This window comes from Pantoea sp. UBA7232 (assembly GCF_002473195.1).
Classification (GTDB): domain Bacteria; phylum Pseudomonadota; class Gammaproteobacteria; order Enterobacterales; family Enterobacteriaceae; genus Pantoea; species Pantoea eucrina.
On sequence record NZ_DKTK01000009.1, the window covers coordinates 177,199 to 191,809 of the forward strand.

13 protein-coding genes are annotated in these 14,611 nt (G+C 58.1%); 11 read left to right on the plus strand and 2 right to left on the minus strand.

Going from position 1 to position 14,611, the window contains the following annotated elements; translation table 11 throughout:
• A partial coding sequence (locus tag B4056_RS10780; RefSeq protein WP_288654732.1) for a hypothetical protein occupies nucleotides 1–187 on the minus strand: 187 nt, incomplete at its 3' end.
• A gap of 583 nt (nucleotides 188–770) precedes the next feature.
• Here B4056_RS10780 and tal point away from each other — a divergent pair.
• The 3 genes from tal (at nucleotide 771) to ampH (ending at nucleotide 5,112) form a co-directional block, all read left to right on the plus strand.
• Nucleotides 771–1,721, plus strand: coding sequence for a transaldolase (gene tal, locus B4056_RS10785; RefSeq protein ID WP_094111946.1), 951 nt, complete (start codon nucleotides 771–773; stop codon nucleotides 1,719–1,721).
• A gap of 68 nt (nucleotides 1,722–1,789) precedes the next feature.
• Nucleotides 1,790–3,799, plus strand: coding sequence for a transketolase (tkt, locus tag B4056_RS10790; RefSeq protein WP_039379483.1), 2,010 nt, complete (start codon nucleotides 1,790–1,792; stop codon nucleotides 3,797–3,799).
• A gap of 143 nt (nucleotides 3,800–3,942) precedes the next feature.
• A complete protein-coding gene (gene ampH, locus B4056_RS10795; protein ID WP_039379485.1) occupies nucleotides 3,943–5,112 on the plus strand; it encodes a D-alanyl-D-alanine-carboxypeptidase/endopeptidase AmpH in 1,170 nt (389 codons plus the stop codon).
• 15 nt (nucleotides 5,113–5,127) lie between these two features.
• Here ampH and B4056_RS10800 read toward each other — a convergent pair whose 3' ends face one another.
• Nucleotides 5,128–6,180 (minus strand): DUF1176 domain-containing protein, encoded by a 1,053-nt coding sequence (locus tag B4056_RS10800; protein WP_094111945.1) that lies wholly within the window; start codon nucleotides 6,178–6,180, stop codon nucleotides 5,128–5,130.
• A gap of 490 nt (nucleotides 6,181–6,670) precedes the next feature.
• Between B4056_RS10800 and B4056_RS10805 the strand changes: the two genes are divergently transcribed.
• The 8 genes from B4056_RS10805 to B4056_RS10840 are packed head-to-tail and all read left to right on the plus strand — an operon-like array spanning nucleotide 6,671 to nucleotide 14,595.
• Nucleotides 6,671–7,501: a DeoR/GlpR family DNA-binding transcription regulator gene (locus tag B4056_RS10805; RefSeq protein WP_094111944.1), complete on the plus strand. Its 831-nt coding sequence runs from the start codon at nucleotides 6,671–6,673 to the stop codon at nucleotides 7,499–7,501.
• A gap of 12 nt (nucleotides 7,502–7,513) precedes the next feature.
• The gene (locus B4056_RS10810; RefSeq protein WP_039379493.1) at nucleotides 7,514–8,497 is read left to right on the plus strand and encodes a substrate-binding domain-containing protein; all 984 of its coding nucleotides are present in this window, start codon (nucleotides 7,514–7,516) and stop codon (nucleotides 8,495–8,497) included.
• 1 nt (nucleotide 8,498) lies between these two features.
• Complete coding sequence (locus B4056_RS10815) at nucleotides 8,499–10,004, plus strand: sugar ABC transporter ATP-binding protein (protein ID WP_039379496.1); 1,506 nt, start codon at nucleotides 8,499–8,501, stop codon at nucleotides 10,002–10,004.
• Nucleotides 9,997–10,986 carry an ABC transporter permease gene (locus tag B4056_RS10820; protein WP_039379498.1) on the plus strand — a complete coding sequence of 330 codons (990 nt, stop codon included), beginning with the start codon at nucleotides 9,997–9,999 and terminating at the stop codon, nucleotides 10,984–10,986. Before B4056_RS10815 ends, B4056_RS10820 begins: the two co-directional genes overlap by 8 nt.
• Nucleotides 10,987–11,001: 15 nt before the next feature.
• Complete coding sequence (locus B4056_RS10825; RefSeq protein WP_039385603.1) at nucleotides 11,002–12,051, plus strand: ABC transporter permease; 1,050 nt, start codon at nucleotides 11,002–11,004, stop codon at nucleotides 12,049–12,051.
• Nucleotides 12,051–12,743, plus strand: a complete 693-nt coding sequence (gene alsE, locus B4056_RS10830; protein WP_065648729.1) for a D-allulose 6-phosphate 3-epimerase — start codon at nucleotides 12,051–12,053, stop codon at nucleotides 12,741–12,743. Before B4056_RS10825 ends, alsE begins: the two co-directional genes overlap by 1 nt.
• Nucleotides 12,740–13,633 (plus strand): allose kinase, encoded by an 894-nt coding sequence (gene alsK, locus B4056_RS10835; RefSeq protein WP_094111943.1) that lies wholly within the window; start codon nucleotides 12,740–12,742, stop codon nucleotides 13,631–13,633. Before alsE ends, alsK begins: the two co-directional genes overlap by 4 nt.
• Nucleotides 13,633–14,595, plus strand: coding sequence for a ribokinase (locus B4056_RS10840; RefSeq protein WP_039379505.1), 963 nt, complete (start codon nucleotides 13,633–13,635; stop codon nucleotides 14,593–14,595). The genes alsK and B4056_RS10840 overlap by 1 nt, the downstream gene beginning before the upstream one ends.
• Nucleotides 14,596–14,611 lie beyond the last annotated feature (16 nt).

The window sequence follows — 14,611 nt, forward strand, 5'->3', positions numbered from 1 at the left end:
TCTGCGCCCGGCGCTGCGGATAGCGCCCCTCCTCCCCGCCTGTAAATTTTTCATTTTGTTTTTTTAAAAAGTGTTGCGGTGTGGTCTGAAGCTTCTTCACGAAACCTTCAGCCATAAAAAACGTAAGAAAAAGAGAAAAAACCAGCAGCGGCGGGAAGCGCCATCCGGGTCCGTCGGGGGAGGGCACGGTTCCGGGATGAGCCGACAGGACGTCGGCGGGAGGGCGCGGTGAGCTGGAGCGAATGGCGGCCGGTCCCGGGGAAGCGGGCTTGAGCGAGGGAACCGCGCAGCGGCGGGCGGGGCTGGCGCAGGGCCGGGGAGTGCAGAGGGCGCGGCCAGGCGTCCTCTGCCCGGTCGCCGTGCCGGAGCAAAAGCTGCCGCCGCAGCTGACGGCGAACGGAACCAGCGCTTAACATGCGCCCCGGCGCAGCAGCACGCAGCTGGCGCTAAATCGGGGAGTACAGAGGACGCGGCCAGGCGTCCTCTGCCCGATCGCCGTGCCGGAGCACAGGCTACCGCCGCAGCTGACGGCAAACTTACCGCCTCGCCTGCATCTCTGGCGCAAGCTGCTATGCTTGAAGATGGCAAAACATGGCTGAACCGATTACGCCGCCTCTCTCTCCGCCACGCCATAATCAGAGAAAACGCATTTTAATCAGCGGGCGTCTGTAGCACTGTGTGGAACCACTATCCCCAGCAAAGGGCGCAGACAAGGCGACGGTTGCCCGGCATTCTTTTGCCCACAATATTGCTAATCAAGGAGTTAAGCGATGAACCAGCTAGACGCACTAAAACAGTTCACCACCGTGGTGGCGGACAGTGGCGATATCGAATCCATTCGTCATTATAATCCGGAAGATGCCACTACCAACCCTTCTCTGATCCTGAAAGCTGCCGGTCTTGACGCTTATAAACACCTGATTGATGACGCCATCGACTATGCGAAAAAGCAGGGTGGCAGCAAAGAAACGCAGATTATCAACGCCAGCGACAAAGTGGCTGTCAACCTCGGCATGGAAATCCTGAAAAGCGTGCCGGGCCGCGTTTCAACTGAAGTTGACGCCCGCCTCTCTTTCGATCGCGGTATGTGCGTGACCAAAGCAGAAAAGCTGGTACGCCTGTATGAAGAGCACGGTATCGACCGCTCACGTATTCTTATCAAGCTCGCCTCAACCTGGGAAGGGATCAAAGCGGCTGAAGAGCTGGAGAAAAACGGCATTAAGTGCAACCTGACGCTGCTGTTCTCCTTTGCGCAGGCGCGCGCCTGTGCAGAAGCGGGCGTCTATCTGATCTCACCTTTTGTGGGCCGCATTTATGACTGGTACAACACGCGTAAGCCAATGGACCCCTATGTTGTGGATGAAGATCCGGGCGTGAAATCTGTGCGTCGCATCTATGACTACTACAAAAAGCATCGCTACAGCACGGTGATCATGGGCGCCAGCTTCCGCAAAGTTGAGCAGATTCTGGCACTGGCGGGCTGCGATCGTCTGACCCTCTCCCCTAACCTGCTGGAAGAGCTGGCGAACAGCGACGCGCCGGTTGAGCGCAAGCTGGAGCCTTCTACCGAAGGTTTCCATCAGCCAGCCTCGCTGTCAGAAGCGGAGTTCCGCTGGGAGCACAACCAGGATCCGATGGCGGTTGAAAAACTCTCTGAAGGTATCCGCCAGTTCGCCGTTGACCAGCAGAAACTGGAAGATGTGCTGGCTGCACGCCTCTGATTGCACCACCGTTGAGTGCGGGCGAGCCGAGGCGGACCCGCTGATGCTTCACTACAAGGGAGAACCCTATGTCTTCACGCAGAGAGTTGGCTAACGCGATTCGCGCGTTGAGTATGGATGCGGTACAGAAAGCAAATTCCGGTCACCCAGGTATGCCGATGGGCATGGCCGATATCGCGGAAGTGTTATGGCGCGACTTCCTGAAACATAACCCCACTAACCCGGCCTGGGCCGATCGTGATCGCTTTATCCTTTCTAACGGCCACGGCTCAATGCTGCTCTATAGCCTGCTGCATCTCAGCGGTTACGATCTGCCAATGGAAGAGCTGAAAAACTTCCGTCAGCTGCATTCAAAAACGCCGGGACATCCGGAAATTGGCTATACGCCAGGCGTCGAAACCACCACCGGCCCGCTCGGCCAGGGTCTGGCGAATGCGGTGGGTCTGGCGATTGCTGAGCGTACGCTGGCCGCGCAGTTCAACCAGCCAGGACACGATATTGTCGACCACTTCACCTATGTGTTCATGGGTGACGGCTGCCTGATGGAAGGCATCTCACACGAAGTCTGTTCGCTGGCGGGTACGCTGGGCCTCGGCAAGCTGATCGGCTTTTACGATCACAACGGCATTTCTATCGATGGTGAAACCGAAGGCTGGTTTACCGATGATACGCACAAACGCTTTGAGTCCTATAACTGGCACGTGATCGGCAGCGCTGAAGGCATTGATGGTCACGACGCCGACGCCGTGGCCGCCGCGATTAAAGAGGCGCAGAGCGTCACCGATAAGCCGTCGCTGATTATCTGCCGCACTACTATCGGCTTTGGTTCGCCAAACAAGGCGGGCAAAGAGGAGTCACATGGTGCGGCGCTGGGCGACGAAGAGATTGCGCTGACGCGTAAGCAGCTCGGCTGGAACTACGCGCCGTTTGAAATCCCGCAGGATATCTACCAGCAGTGGGATGCAAAAGAAGCGGGTTCCGCGCACGAAAAAGCCTGGGATGAGAAGTTTGCCGCTTACCAGCAGGCGCATCCGCAGCTGGCGCAGGAGTTTAGCCGTCGTCTTAACGGCGAAATGCCGGCGGAGTGGGAAAGCCAAACCGCTGACTTTATCCGCGACCTGCAGGCGAATCCGCAGAAAATCGCCAGCCGCAAGGCGTCACAGAATACACTGGAAGCCTTTGGCAAACTGCTGCCGGAATTCCTGGGCGGATCGGCTGACCTGGCACCGAGTAACCTCACCATCTGGTCAGGTTCAAAATCGATCAAAGAGGATGCGGCCGGGAACTATATTCACTACGGCGTGCGTGAGTTCGGGATGACCGCGATTGCAAACGGCATCGCGCATCATGGCGGCTTTGTTCCTTACACCGCAACCTTCCTGATGTTTGTTGAGTACGCGCGTAACGCCGCCCGTATGGCTGCGCTGATGAAAGCGCGCCAGATCATGGTCTACACCCATGACTCTATCGGTCTGGGCGAAGATGGTCCGACGCATCAGCCGGTCGAGCAGCTGGCGAGCCTGCGTCTGACGCCTAACTTCAGCACCTGGCGTCCGTGCGATCAGGTCGAAACCGCGGTGGCATGGAAAGCAGCCGTGGAGCGTCATCACGGCCCGACCGCGCTGATCCTCTCCCGTCAGAACCTGCTGCAGCCCGAGCGCAGCCAGGCGCAGGTCGAAAACATCGCGCGCGGCGGCTATATCCTGAAGGATTGCGACGGCACGCCGGATGTGATTCTGATCGCCACCGGTTCAGAAGTGGAGATCACGCTGGGAGCGGAAGCGAAACTCAGCGCGGATGGCCACAAGGTCCGGGTCGTGTCACTGCCCAGCACCGATGTGTTCGACAAGCAGGATAGCGCCTACCGCGAATCTGTACTGCCTACTACCGTACGCGCCCGCGTTGCGGTTGAGGCAGGTATCGCCGACTACTGGTACAAATATGTCGGTATCGACGGCAAAATCGTCGGCATGACCACCTTTGGTGAATCCGCGCCGGCCGGCAAGCTGTTCCCGGCCTTCGGCTTTACCGTTGAAAACGTGGTAAGCCAGGCGGAATCGCTGCTGAAACCGGCATAAGCCCCGCGGCCCTCACCCGATAACGGTGAGGGCCGTTTTTTTTAGCACTTTCTATACAAAAAAAATCGCGTTTTCCCCTTCCCGCTCTGCGCAAACTGATTACTATAGGTTTTCTTCCGATTCTGATAGCGGACGCACTCCCGTTGAAAAAACCGACTTCATTTTTACTGGCCCTGATGGTCTCCGTGCTGCCTGTCAGCGGTATGGCACAGGTCTCACCTAATCCTTTGCTGGCATCGCAGATTGTTGATCGCTATGCCGAACATATTTTTTACGCCAGCGGCGCAACCGGCATGGCGCTGGTCGCCATCGACGGCAATCAGCGCGTCTTTACCAGCTTTGGTGAAACCCGTCCCGGTAATAATGTCCGGCCGCAGCAGGATTCCGTTATCCGCATCGCGTCACTCAGCAAGCTGATGACCAGCGAAGTGATGGTGAAAATGGCCGAGCGTGGGCAGATCCGCCTGGATGACCCGCTCAGCCGCTACGCCCCGCCGGGGGCGCGCGTTCCGGCCTATAACGGCCAGACGATCCGCCTGATCAACCTCGCCACCCACACCGGCTCGCTGCCGCGCGAACAGCCCGGCGGTAAACCGCACCGTCCGGTGTTTGTCTGGCCAACCAAAAGCGATCGCTGGCAGTGGCTGGGCAACGCCACGCTGAAAGCCGCGCCCGGCACTCAGGCGGCCTACTCCAACCTCGGGTTTGACCTGCTGGCTGACGCGCTGGCGAAAGCGGGCGGCACGCCCTATCCGGCGCTGCTGCAGCGGTTAGTCACGCGCCCGCTGGGGATGAAGGACACCACCTTTACACCCTCACCGGACCAGTGCCAGCGCCTGATGGTGCCGGAAAAAGGGGCCAGCCCCTGTAATAATACTCTGGCGGCGATCGGCAGCGGCGGCGTCTACTCTACCCCTGATGATATGGCGCGCTGGATGCAGCAGTTCCTCGACTCAGCGGTAAGCCACCGCACGCCGCAGATCGATCGCCTGCAGACGCTGATCTACCGGCGCGATCAGCTGACTAAAGTTGAAGGGATGGATGTACCCGGACGTGCCGATGCGCTGGGTATGGGCTGGGTCTATATGGCCCCCAAAGCGGGCCGGCCCGGTATCATTCAGAAAACCGGCGGTGCCGGCGGCTTCATTACTTATATGGCGATGATTCCGCAGCATAACCTTGGCGTGTTTGTGGTCGTCACCCGCTCACCGCTCAGCCGCTTTACGCCCATGAGCGACGGCGTGAATAATCTGCTGACAGAGCTGGCGGGCAATAAGACGGGTTCGCCGATGATGATCGGCGCGATCCCCTGACACCCGGAAAGTCGCTCAGCGCGCCGGCTGGCTTACCCACAGCGTGGGCCAGTCGTCGCTGCTGTGCCAGGCGTCGCAGATCTGCTCTTCCGCATATTCCGCCAGAACAAACGCGCTGCCATCAAACTGCCAGCGTGTTGCCGTACCGCAATCACCCAGCCCGCGATTTTTACTGAAGGTATAGAGCAGGCCATTACTGGCATCAAACTCTGCGTTTACCAGCTCCAGCTGCGTGTCGCTGCGCGTCGGGGGAACAAAAGGCAGATTCAGCGTCAGCCCGCGTGATACGTAGGGCTGGCTGCGCGTCACTTCAAACGCCAGATCGATAACGTTGTAGGCACCGGTTTCACAGCTGACCAGCAGCAGCGCTTTGCTGTCGGTCAGCGGCGCAACGCTCACCTCGCGCCGCAGCGGATCCAGTGAGCAGCTATCGGTGGTGATGCGCCAGGTTCCATAGTCGATCAATCCGCTGGTCTCCTCCTGCGTCAGCGGCGCGGGCGGCGGTGCTGATGACGGCAGCGATGGCAGCGACGGCGGTGGCGGGAGATCCCACTGCGCCCCACGCCTGACCCATGCGCTGGTCCCGTTTACGCGCCCCTGCACATCATCCATCAGCAGCAGCGCAGCTTTCAGGCCACGCAGCGGAACCACCGCTTTGGCCTGGTACGTCAGCTGCAGTGTGCTCGCGTCCAGCGTCTGTCCCAGAAACTCATCAATCGCGATAGCGTTGCTGGTAGCAAGATGGTGCGGCTCAACCGTCCAGTGTTTAAGGTCGGGCTTCAGGCGACGCTGATCCAGCAGCAGATTATCTTTCAGCGGGCCACCCGGCAGCGCGCCGGTATAGGCGCTGCCGTAGTCGATACGCAGCAGCGGACGATCGTCGACGCCGGCGTGGCGCGACAGCGTCATCACCAGACCATTGTCGCCGGGAAAGCTGCGCGCCACGCAAAAAGCCGCATTGTTACAGGTGAGCTGCCAGTCAGAAAAAGACTTCTGCAGAGGTTCAGCCTGCACGCTGGCGCTGGCTGCCAGAGAGCTCAAGAGCAGTGACTTTATCCAATACGACATTAACAACCCGGTCCCCGAATTTCTGGAAAGAAAATCATAGCGCACTGCGTGCGTTATCAGCAGGCTGGAAGTGTGAAGCGGCCTGAAAAGCAGAATTAACTGCTTATTAAATCAGCGATTCATCATCGTACGGACAGGTTGTACGCTGCGGTCCCATCATCCACTGCGCCTGACGGCGGCTCAATCAGATTCCCCTGACTATCAGGGCGCAGTTTGAAACGGTCAATCCCGCATAAACGGTCATAAACAGTCATGCTATGGTAGCTATGGATTAATAAGCTGGCGATCGGATCTGTTTTAACAGTGACGCTTCAGGGGTTAATTATGTGAGCCACATCAACATTACGTGCAAATAAGCTTTAAGCATTACATTAATAACTGAACTTATATCACTCAATAACGGGCCTCTTTTTTTACCACCGTGGACTCCTGCCCAGTCCACATTTTCCCGTGCCCGCTTCCAGTAATTTATAGCCATCGGAGGATAAGTATGTTGCCGATTGAGAGACAGCAAAGAATTATTAACGAACTTAATATAAATGGCCGCGTAATTGTCTCAGAGCTGGTCACGCTATGCCAGGTTTCGCAGGAAACCATACGGCGTGATTTAAGCCAGCTGGAAAAAAGAGGATTATTACAGCGCAGTCATGGTGGTGCTGTTCCGGTAAAAAAACAGAACGCCAGCATTCAGGGAAATAACAGAGCTGTCAGAGAAAACGAATTATCTTTTCGGCAGCGTATTAATGAGCATGTCGATGCAAAAATGAGCATTGCCAAGCGCGCGCTCGATTTTATCACGCCGGGTGACTGTATTTTGCTCGATAGCAGTACCACCTGCTGGTATCTGGCGCGGCAGTTGCCCGATATCGAGTTAACCGTGCTAACCAATTCGCTACGCATCGTGCAGACGCTGGCGGCGCGCGGCAGCATTCGCACTATCTGCCTCGGCGGAGAATATTCTGACCGCGATGAGGATTTTCACGGCGTGGTGGCTGAGCAGCCGCTGCGTGAATTTCAGATTAATAAGATCTTTTTTTCCTGTAGCAGTTTAGGTAATGACGGATATTTACGTGAAGGCAATGAGAATAACGCGCATTTAAAACAACAAATGTTACTGGCCGCTGAAAGAAAACATCTGTTACTGGATGGCAGTAAATTTATGCGCCCCTCTTTTGCCCGTGTTTGTCACTACCGTGATGTCGATTTTCTGATAACTGACCAATTAAAAGATAAAGAGCTGGAGCAGGAACTGGCGTGGAATGGCGTTAACGTCATTGTCTGTTCTCAGCGTCATCAGTCCATGCAGCTAATTAAAAATTAACCAGGAGTCTGTATGAAAAAACATCTTATCGCCTGTTCTCTGCTTGCCCTGTTTGCCGCCACCGGCGCGCAGGCCGCTGATAAATTACGCATGGGTATCGTCGTTAAAATCGGGGGTATTCCCTGGTTTAACGCCATGGAAGCGGGCATTAAAAGCGAGGCGGCGAAGCGCGGCATTGATGCATGGATGGTCGGCCCTACCGCAGCCGATCCGGCGCTGCAGGTGCGCGCCATTGAAGATTTGATTGCGCAGAAAGTCGACATCATCGGCGTGGTACCCAACGATCCGAAAGTGCTGGAGCCGGTACTGAAACGGGCGCGGGACGCCGGTATCGAAGTGATTACGCATGAGTCACCCGGCCAGCAGGGTGCCAACTGGGATTTTGAGTTGGTTGACGCTGCAACCCACGGAATCAATCACATGAAAGCGCTGGCGAAGTGCATGCACGACGAGGGCAAATACGCCATGTACGTGGGCAGCCTCACCGTACCGCTGCATCAGCAGTGGACCGATGCCGCGCTCAATTATCAGAAAGAGCACTATCCCAACATGCAGCTGGTCACCGACAAATTTGGCGTCGGCGAATCGCTGGATGACTCCATCCGTACCACCAACGAGCTGATGTCTAAATATCCCGATCTGAAAGGCATTATGGCGTTTGGTTCACAGGGGCCGATTGGTGCCGGGCGCGCCGTCATGAACCGCAAAAAAATTGACCAGGTTTGCGTCATTGGCTCCTTCAGTCCGGGTCAGGGCGCCTCGCTGGTGCAGCGTAACGCCATCAAAGGCGGCTACATCTGGAATCCGGAAACCGCAGGTGAAGTCTTTGTGCGTATCGCCGACATGATGCAGAAGAAAGAGCCGATCACCGACGGTATGACGATTGAAGGACTGGGCAAAGTCAAAGTGGATGAAGCGACGCATACCATTCTCGGCAACAACACAGAGAGTCTGGATAAAGACAACCTGCCAAAACTGGTAAAAATGGGGCTCTGATATGCAAGAGGTCATTCCACAGACGCTAATTGCGCTCGAGAATCTGTCGAAAACATTTGGTGGCAACCGCGCGCTGAGCGATATCTCCCTGACCTTGCTGGCAGGCGAAGTGCACTGTCTCGCTGGCACCAACGGCTGTGGCAAGAGCACCCTGATCAAAGTCATTTCCGGGGTGCACGCCCCGGACAGCGGCAGCCATATTACGCTGGGCGATGGCCCGGCACTGCCGCGCCTGACCACGCAACAGGCGCGTGATTTCGGTATTCAGGTCATCTATCAGGACCTCTCGCTGTTCCCCAACCTGAGCGTGGCGGAGAATATTGCGTTTGAGCATAACCTCAATGGTCTGCTGCGCTGGCACCGCAGCGCGCGCCTGCGTGAAAGCGCCCGCAGCATTATAACCGAGCTGAAATTTGACCTCGATCTGGATGCGAAAGTCGCGGCGCTTTCGATTGCCCAGCGCCAGCAGGTCGCGATCTGCCGCGCGCTGGTCGCCGATGCGCGCCTGGTGATCATGGATGAGCCAACCGCCTCGCTGACCCGTACCGAGGTCAATCAGCTGCTGCGCACCGTGCGCTATCTGAAAGATAAAAATATCTGCGTGGTCTTTGTCAGCCACCGGCTTGATGAGGTGCTGGAGATCTCCGACCGCGTCACGGTGATCCGCGACGGCCGCAAAATGGGCTGCTGGCCCGCCCGGGAGATGACGCCGCATCATCTGACCGAGCTGATGACCGGCCTGAAGCTCGACTACCAGCTGAAAGCGCCGACGCGTAATAGCGAGCGCGTGATCCTGGAGATAGATAATCTTACCCGTGCCGGTCAGTACCGTGACGTCAGCTTTAAACTTTATGAGGGCGAAGTACTGGGGCTGTGCGGTCTGCTTGGCTCCGGACGTACCGAGCTGGCGCTGTCGCTGTTTGGCATGACGCGTCCCGACAGCGGCAAAATCTGGCTCGACAGCAAACCGGTCCGCTTTCGCGGTCATGAAGATGCGATCAAAGCCGGCATTGGCTATGTGTCAGAAGATCGCCTGACGCTGGGGCTGGTGCAGCAGCAGTCGGTGGCCGACAACATGGTGCTGCCGATCCTCGACAAACTGCAGAACCGCTTTCACCTGATCGATGAGTACCGTAAAAACAAACTGATCCTGCAGTGGATCCAGCAGCTCGGCGTGCGCGTCGCCGACCCGAATCTCGCCATATCTACCCTCTCCGGCGGTAATCAGCAAAAAATTGTGCTGGCAAAGTGGGTTCTGACGCAGCCGCGTATTCTGATCCTCGACTCGCCTACCGTTGGCGTGGACGTCGGTGCCAAAGCCAGCATCTATCAGCTGATCCATGAGCTGGCGAAAGAGGGCCTGTCGATCATCCTGATCTCTGATGAGGTGCCGGAGGTCTGGTACAACTGCGACCGTATCCTGCACTTCCGCGATGGCACCATTCATGCCGAATATCAACCCGATAGCGTCGAGCAGCAGCAGCTGGCGGAGGTGATCAATGCCTGATTTTTCCCGTTTACGTCCGCACTCCAGCCAGGGCTGGCTCGCCTGGGTGCTGCTGGCGTTCATTCTGTTTTTCTCTGTGACCAGCGATCAGTTTCTTACCGTACAGAACCTGCTGGATCTGGCGGAGAGCTACGCGGTCACCGGCATCTTTGCGCTGGGCCTGTTTGTAGTGCTGGTGACCGGCGGGATCGATATCTCTTTTGCCGCCGTTGCCTCAGTGGTGCAGTACCTGCTTGCGTCCCTGTTTGTGCAGTTTCAGTTTGATAACGCGCTGCTCAGCATTGTGCTGGCGATCGTGTGCGGCACGCTGTTTGGCGTGATCAATGCGCTGCTGATCACCACGCTGCGGGTGGTCTCCATCATCATCACTATCAGCATGCAGTCGCTGCTGTTCGGCCTGCTGATGTGGGTGACCGGCGGCCGCAGCCTCTATTCGCTGCCGGAGTGGTGGATCACCCTGCGTAACGTGCTGCCGTTCAGCTGGCAGGGCGAGAGCTTTCAGGTCGGTTTACCGCTGGCCACCATGCTGATCATTGCAGCGGCGACGGCACTGCTGCTGAACAAAACCAACCTCGGGCGCCAGCTTTATGCGGTGGGTGGCGACGCAGAGTCTGCGCGACGTATCGGCATCCGCGTCGGCCTGATCCACGTTTTTGCCTACGGCTGGCTGGGCGCAATGGCGGCGGTTGGCGGCCTGGTACAGGTCTATCGCATGGGCGAAGTGGTGCCTAATGCACTGGTCGGCGGCGAGCTTGATGTGCTGGCGGCAACGGTGCTGGGCGGCGCCAGTCTGATGGGCGGTAAAGGCACGGTCAGCGGCACGCTAATGGGGGTCTTTCTGATCGCCATCCTGAAGAACGGTCTTAACCTGGTAGGCGTGTCGAACTACTTCATGAACATCGTGGTAGGCGGCGTCATCATGATTGCGATCGCCGTAACGCACTACAAAAAACGCAAAGAAACTGATGTCAGTTTCGTGTGACTGAGGGCATTGATGATGAAATCACTGACTGCACTGCGCCCTGACGGCACCAACCTTGGTCTGATGCTGCTGATCGCGCTGGCGCTGGCGACCTTTACGCTGATGCTGCCGGGTCGCTTCCTGACCGACTCCACCTTTATGAGCATGGCGTTTCAGCTGCCGGAACTGGGATTACTGACTCTGGCGATGTTTATCGCCATTCTCAGCGGCGGCCTGAATCTCGCCATTATTGCCACCGCCAACCTGACCGCGCTGTTTATCGCCTGGACGCTGATGAGCGCCCTGCCTGCCGGTGCCGGGATGGCGCTGCAGCTGCTGTGGCTGGTTATCGCCATTATCGGCGCCATGCTGATTGCCGCCGCCATCGGCGTCATCACCGGCCTGATGGTCACGCGCATCGGCGCGCATCCGATTCTGGTGACGCTGGCTACGATGATGACGCTGAACGGGATCGGTATCTGGCTGACCAAAGGCGCAGCCGTCAGCGGCATGCCGCCGGTGGTGCAGGCGCTGGGCGCTGATACGCTGCTGGGGATGCCGCTGCCGCTCTGGGTGTTCCTCATCGCCGCCGCGCTGCTGGCGCTGTTTCTCGGTAAAACCCGGGCCGGCAAATGTATCTATATGGGCGGCAGCAACATCAACGCAACCTGGTTTAGCGGCATTAACACCCACCGCATGGTGATGCTGGTTTACGTGATCTCCAGCCTGCTCTGCGTGCTCGCGGGCCTGATTATGATGGCGCGCTTTAACTCCGCGCGCATGGGCTACGGCGACGCCTACCTGCTGCTGACGGTACTGGCGATTATCCTCGGCGGCACCGATCCCAACGGCGGCTTTGGTCGCGTCACCGGCGTCGTGCTGGCGCTGATTGCGCTGCAGGTGCTCTCAACCGGCTTCAACCTGATGAATATCAGCCAGCACGTCAGTCTGGCGATGTGGGGTGCGGTGCTGATTGTGGTACTCGCCTTTAAACAACTCAAAACCCGACTCAACGAACACCGTGCGGTAAAGCTCAGCAAGCTGGCCGCGGTGCTTAATCCTCTGACTGAAAAGAAGGAAGTATGATGCGTATTCAAATCTCCCCGTCACTGATGTGTATGAACCTGATGGAGATCAAGCACCAGCTGCAGGTTCTCGATTCGCGCGCTGACTTTCTTCACGTGGATATCATGGATGGTCACTACGTTAAAAACATCACGCTCTCCCCTTTCTTTATTGAACAGATCCGGCCCTATACCCGCGTGGCCATTGATGTGCATCTGATGGTGGAAGAGCCGACCGACTTTATCGAGGCGGTCGCCAGAGCGGGGGCTGACTACATCTGCCCGCATGCAGAAACTATTAACCGCGACGCCTTCCGCGTGATCAATCTGATCCGCAGCTTTGGTAAAAAAGTGGGTGTTGTGCTGAATCCCGCCACGCCGGTCTCCTTTATCCAGCACTATATTCACCTGCTGGATAAAATCACCGTGATGACGGTGGACCCTGGCTACGCCGGTCAGCCCTTTATTCCGGAGATGGTGGAGAAAGTGCGCGAGCTGAAAACGCTTAAACAGCAGCACGGTTATCATTATCTGGTTGAGATCGACGGCTCCTGCAACACCCGCACCTATAACCAGCTGATTGGGGCCGGTGCAGAAGTGCTGATTGTCGGCACATCCGGCCTGTTCAATATTCATGATGATTTGGCGACCGCGTGGGAGATGATGCGCGACAGCATTGATGAAGCCCAGGGGCTGACGCAGGTGTCCGCATGAAACCACGCTGGCTCGGTATCGACATCGGCGGCACCGGTACGCGGCTGCAGCTGATGGAAGAGGATGGCGTCTGGAGCAGCTTTCGCAAAGTCGCCACCGCCAGCTGGGCGCAGCAGCCCGACGCGCTGCTGGCGCTTGCTCAGCTCATCCGCGACACGCTGGAGCAGCAGCCGGTAAGCGGCATTATGCTGGGTCTGCCGGGTATTCTCAGCCGCGACCGGCAGCTGGTGATTTCGCTGCCCTTTATTCAGGCGCTGGATGGCCAGCCGGTCGCGTCGCGCCTCACCGCGCTGCTTGGCGTGCCGGTGGCGATGGACAAAGATGTGAACCATCTGATGCTGTGGGATCTGCTGCAGCTGGAGCAGCTGCCGGACAACGCCGTGGGTCTCTATCCCGGCACTGGCATGGGCAACAGCCTGTGGCTCAACGGTGGCTTTTATCACGGCGAGCATGGTGGTGCCGGCGAGCTGGGGCATATTCCGGTGGCGGGCAACACCCTGCCCTGCCCGTGCGGTAACCACGGCTGTGCAGAAACGCTGACGTCGGGCCACTGGCTGAGCCGCTGGGCCGCACAAAACGCCGCCGATACGCCGATGCCGGCGCTGTTTACCCGCCACGGCGAACAGCCGGAACTGCAGGCGTTTGTCCGGCGGCTGGCTGAACTTATCGCGACCGAAATGAATATTCTCGATCCGGAGTACCTGATCCTCGGGGGCGGCGTACTGGCGATGGCTGATTTTCCGCTGGCGCAGCTGCGCAGCCAGATCCAGCAGCATCTGCGGCCGCCGGTTACCCGTGAAAATCTGAAGATTATCTTCAGCCACTCAACCGACTACACGGGCTGCCGCGGTGCCTGTCTGGCCGCCGAACGCCTGTTCAGGAGCGTATGATGAAAGGAAAAGTGTGTGTATTTGGTTCCTTTAATCTCGACATCGTGGCGGTGATGCGCCGCTTTCCGCTGCCGGGTGAGTCGCTGACGGCGCATCACAGTATGATGGGCGCAGGCGGCAAAGGGGCTAATCAGGCCACGGCGGCGCTGCGCGCAGGTGCGCGGGTGCACTACATCGGCAAAGTAGGCAATGACGATTTTGGCCTGTTTGCCCGCCGTCATCTGGAAAAAACCGGGTTCGATGCCATTACGCTGTTTACCTGTAAAGAGAAGCCAACCGGCAATGCGCTGATTTACGTCGCGGGCGACGACGCGGAGAATATGATTTCAGTCTATCCGGGCGCTAATACCACCGTGACCGCAGCCGAGGTGACGCGCTGCCAGCCTACGGTCGCCGCAGCCGACATTCTGCTGGTGCAGCTGGAGAATAATCTCAGCGCTATCCAGCGTATGATCGACAACGCCCGCGCCAGCGGCACCTTTGTCATCCTTAACCCGGCACCGTGGCAGAAGATTGGCGATGCGCTGCTGGCAAAGGTCGATCTGCTGACGCCGAACAGCACCGAAGCGACCCAGCTCAGCGGCGTAACGGTAACCGATTTCGCCAGCGCGCGCCGTGCCGCCGACGTGCTGCACCGCAAAGGCGCGCGCCAGGTCATTATTACGCTGGGCATGGCGGGAGCCCTGCTCTCCACGCCTGACCGGCAGCAGCGTATTCCGCTCTTTCCGGCGCAGCCGCGCGATACCACCGGCGCGGGTGACGCATTTAACGGTGCGCTTGCCGCGCGTCTCGCCTCAGGCGACGATCTGCCGCAGGCGGCGCGGTTTGCCGCAGCGTTTGCCTCGCTCTGCGTTGAGCGCGCTGGCGCAGCCGACTCAATGCCCTCCTATGCCGAGGCGCTGGCACGACTGCAGGCGCATCCGGAGTGCGTGGTCGGGGAGATAGAGAACGCGGTGGCGTAACTGAGCTTCAGGCACA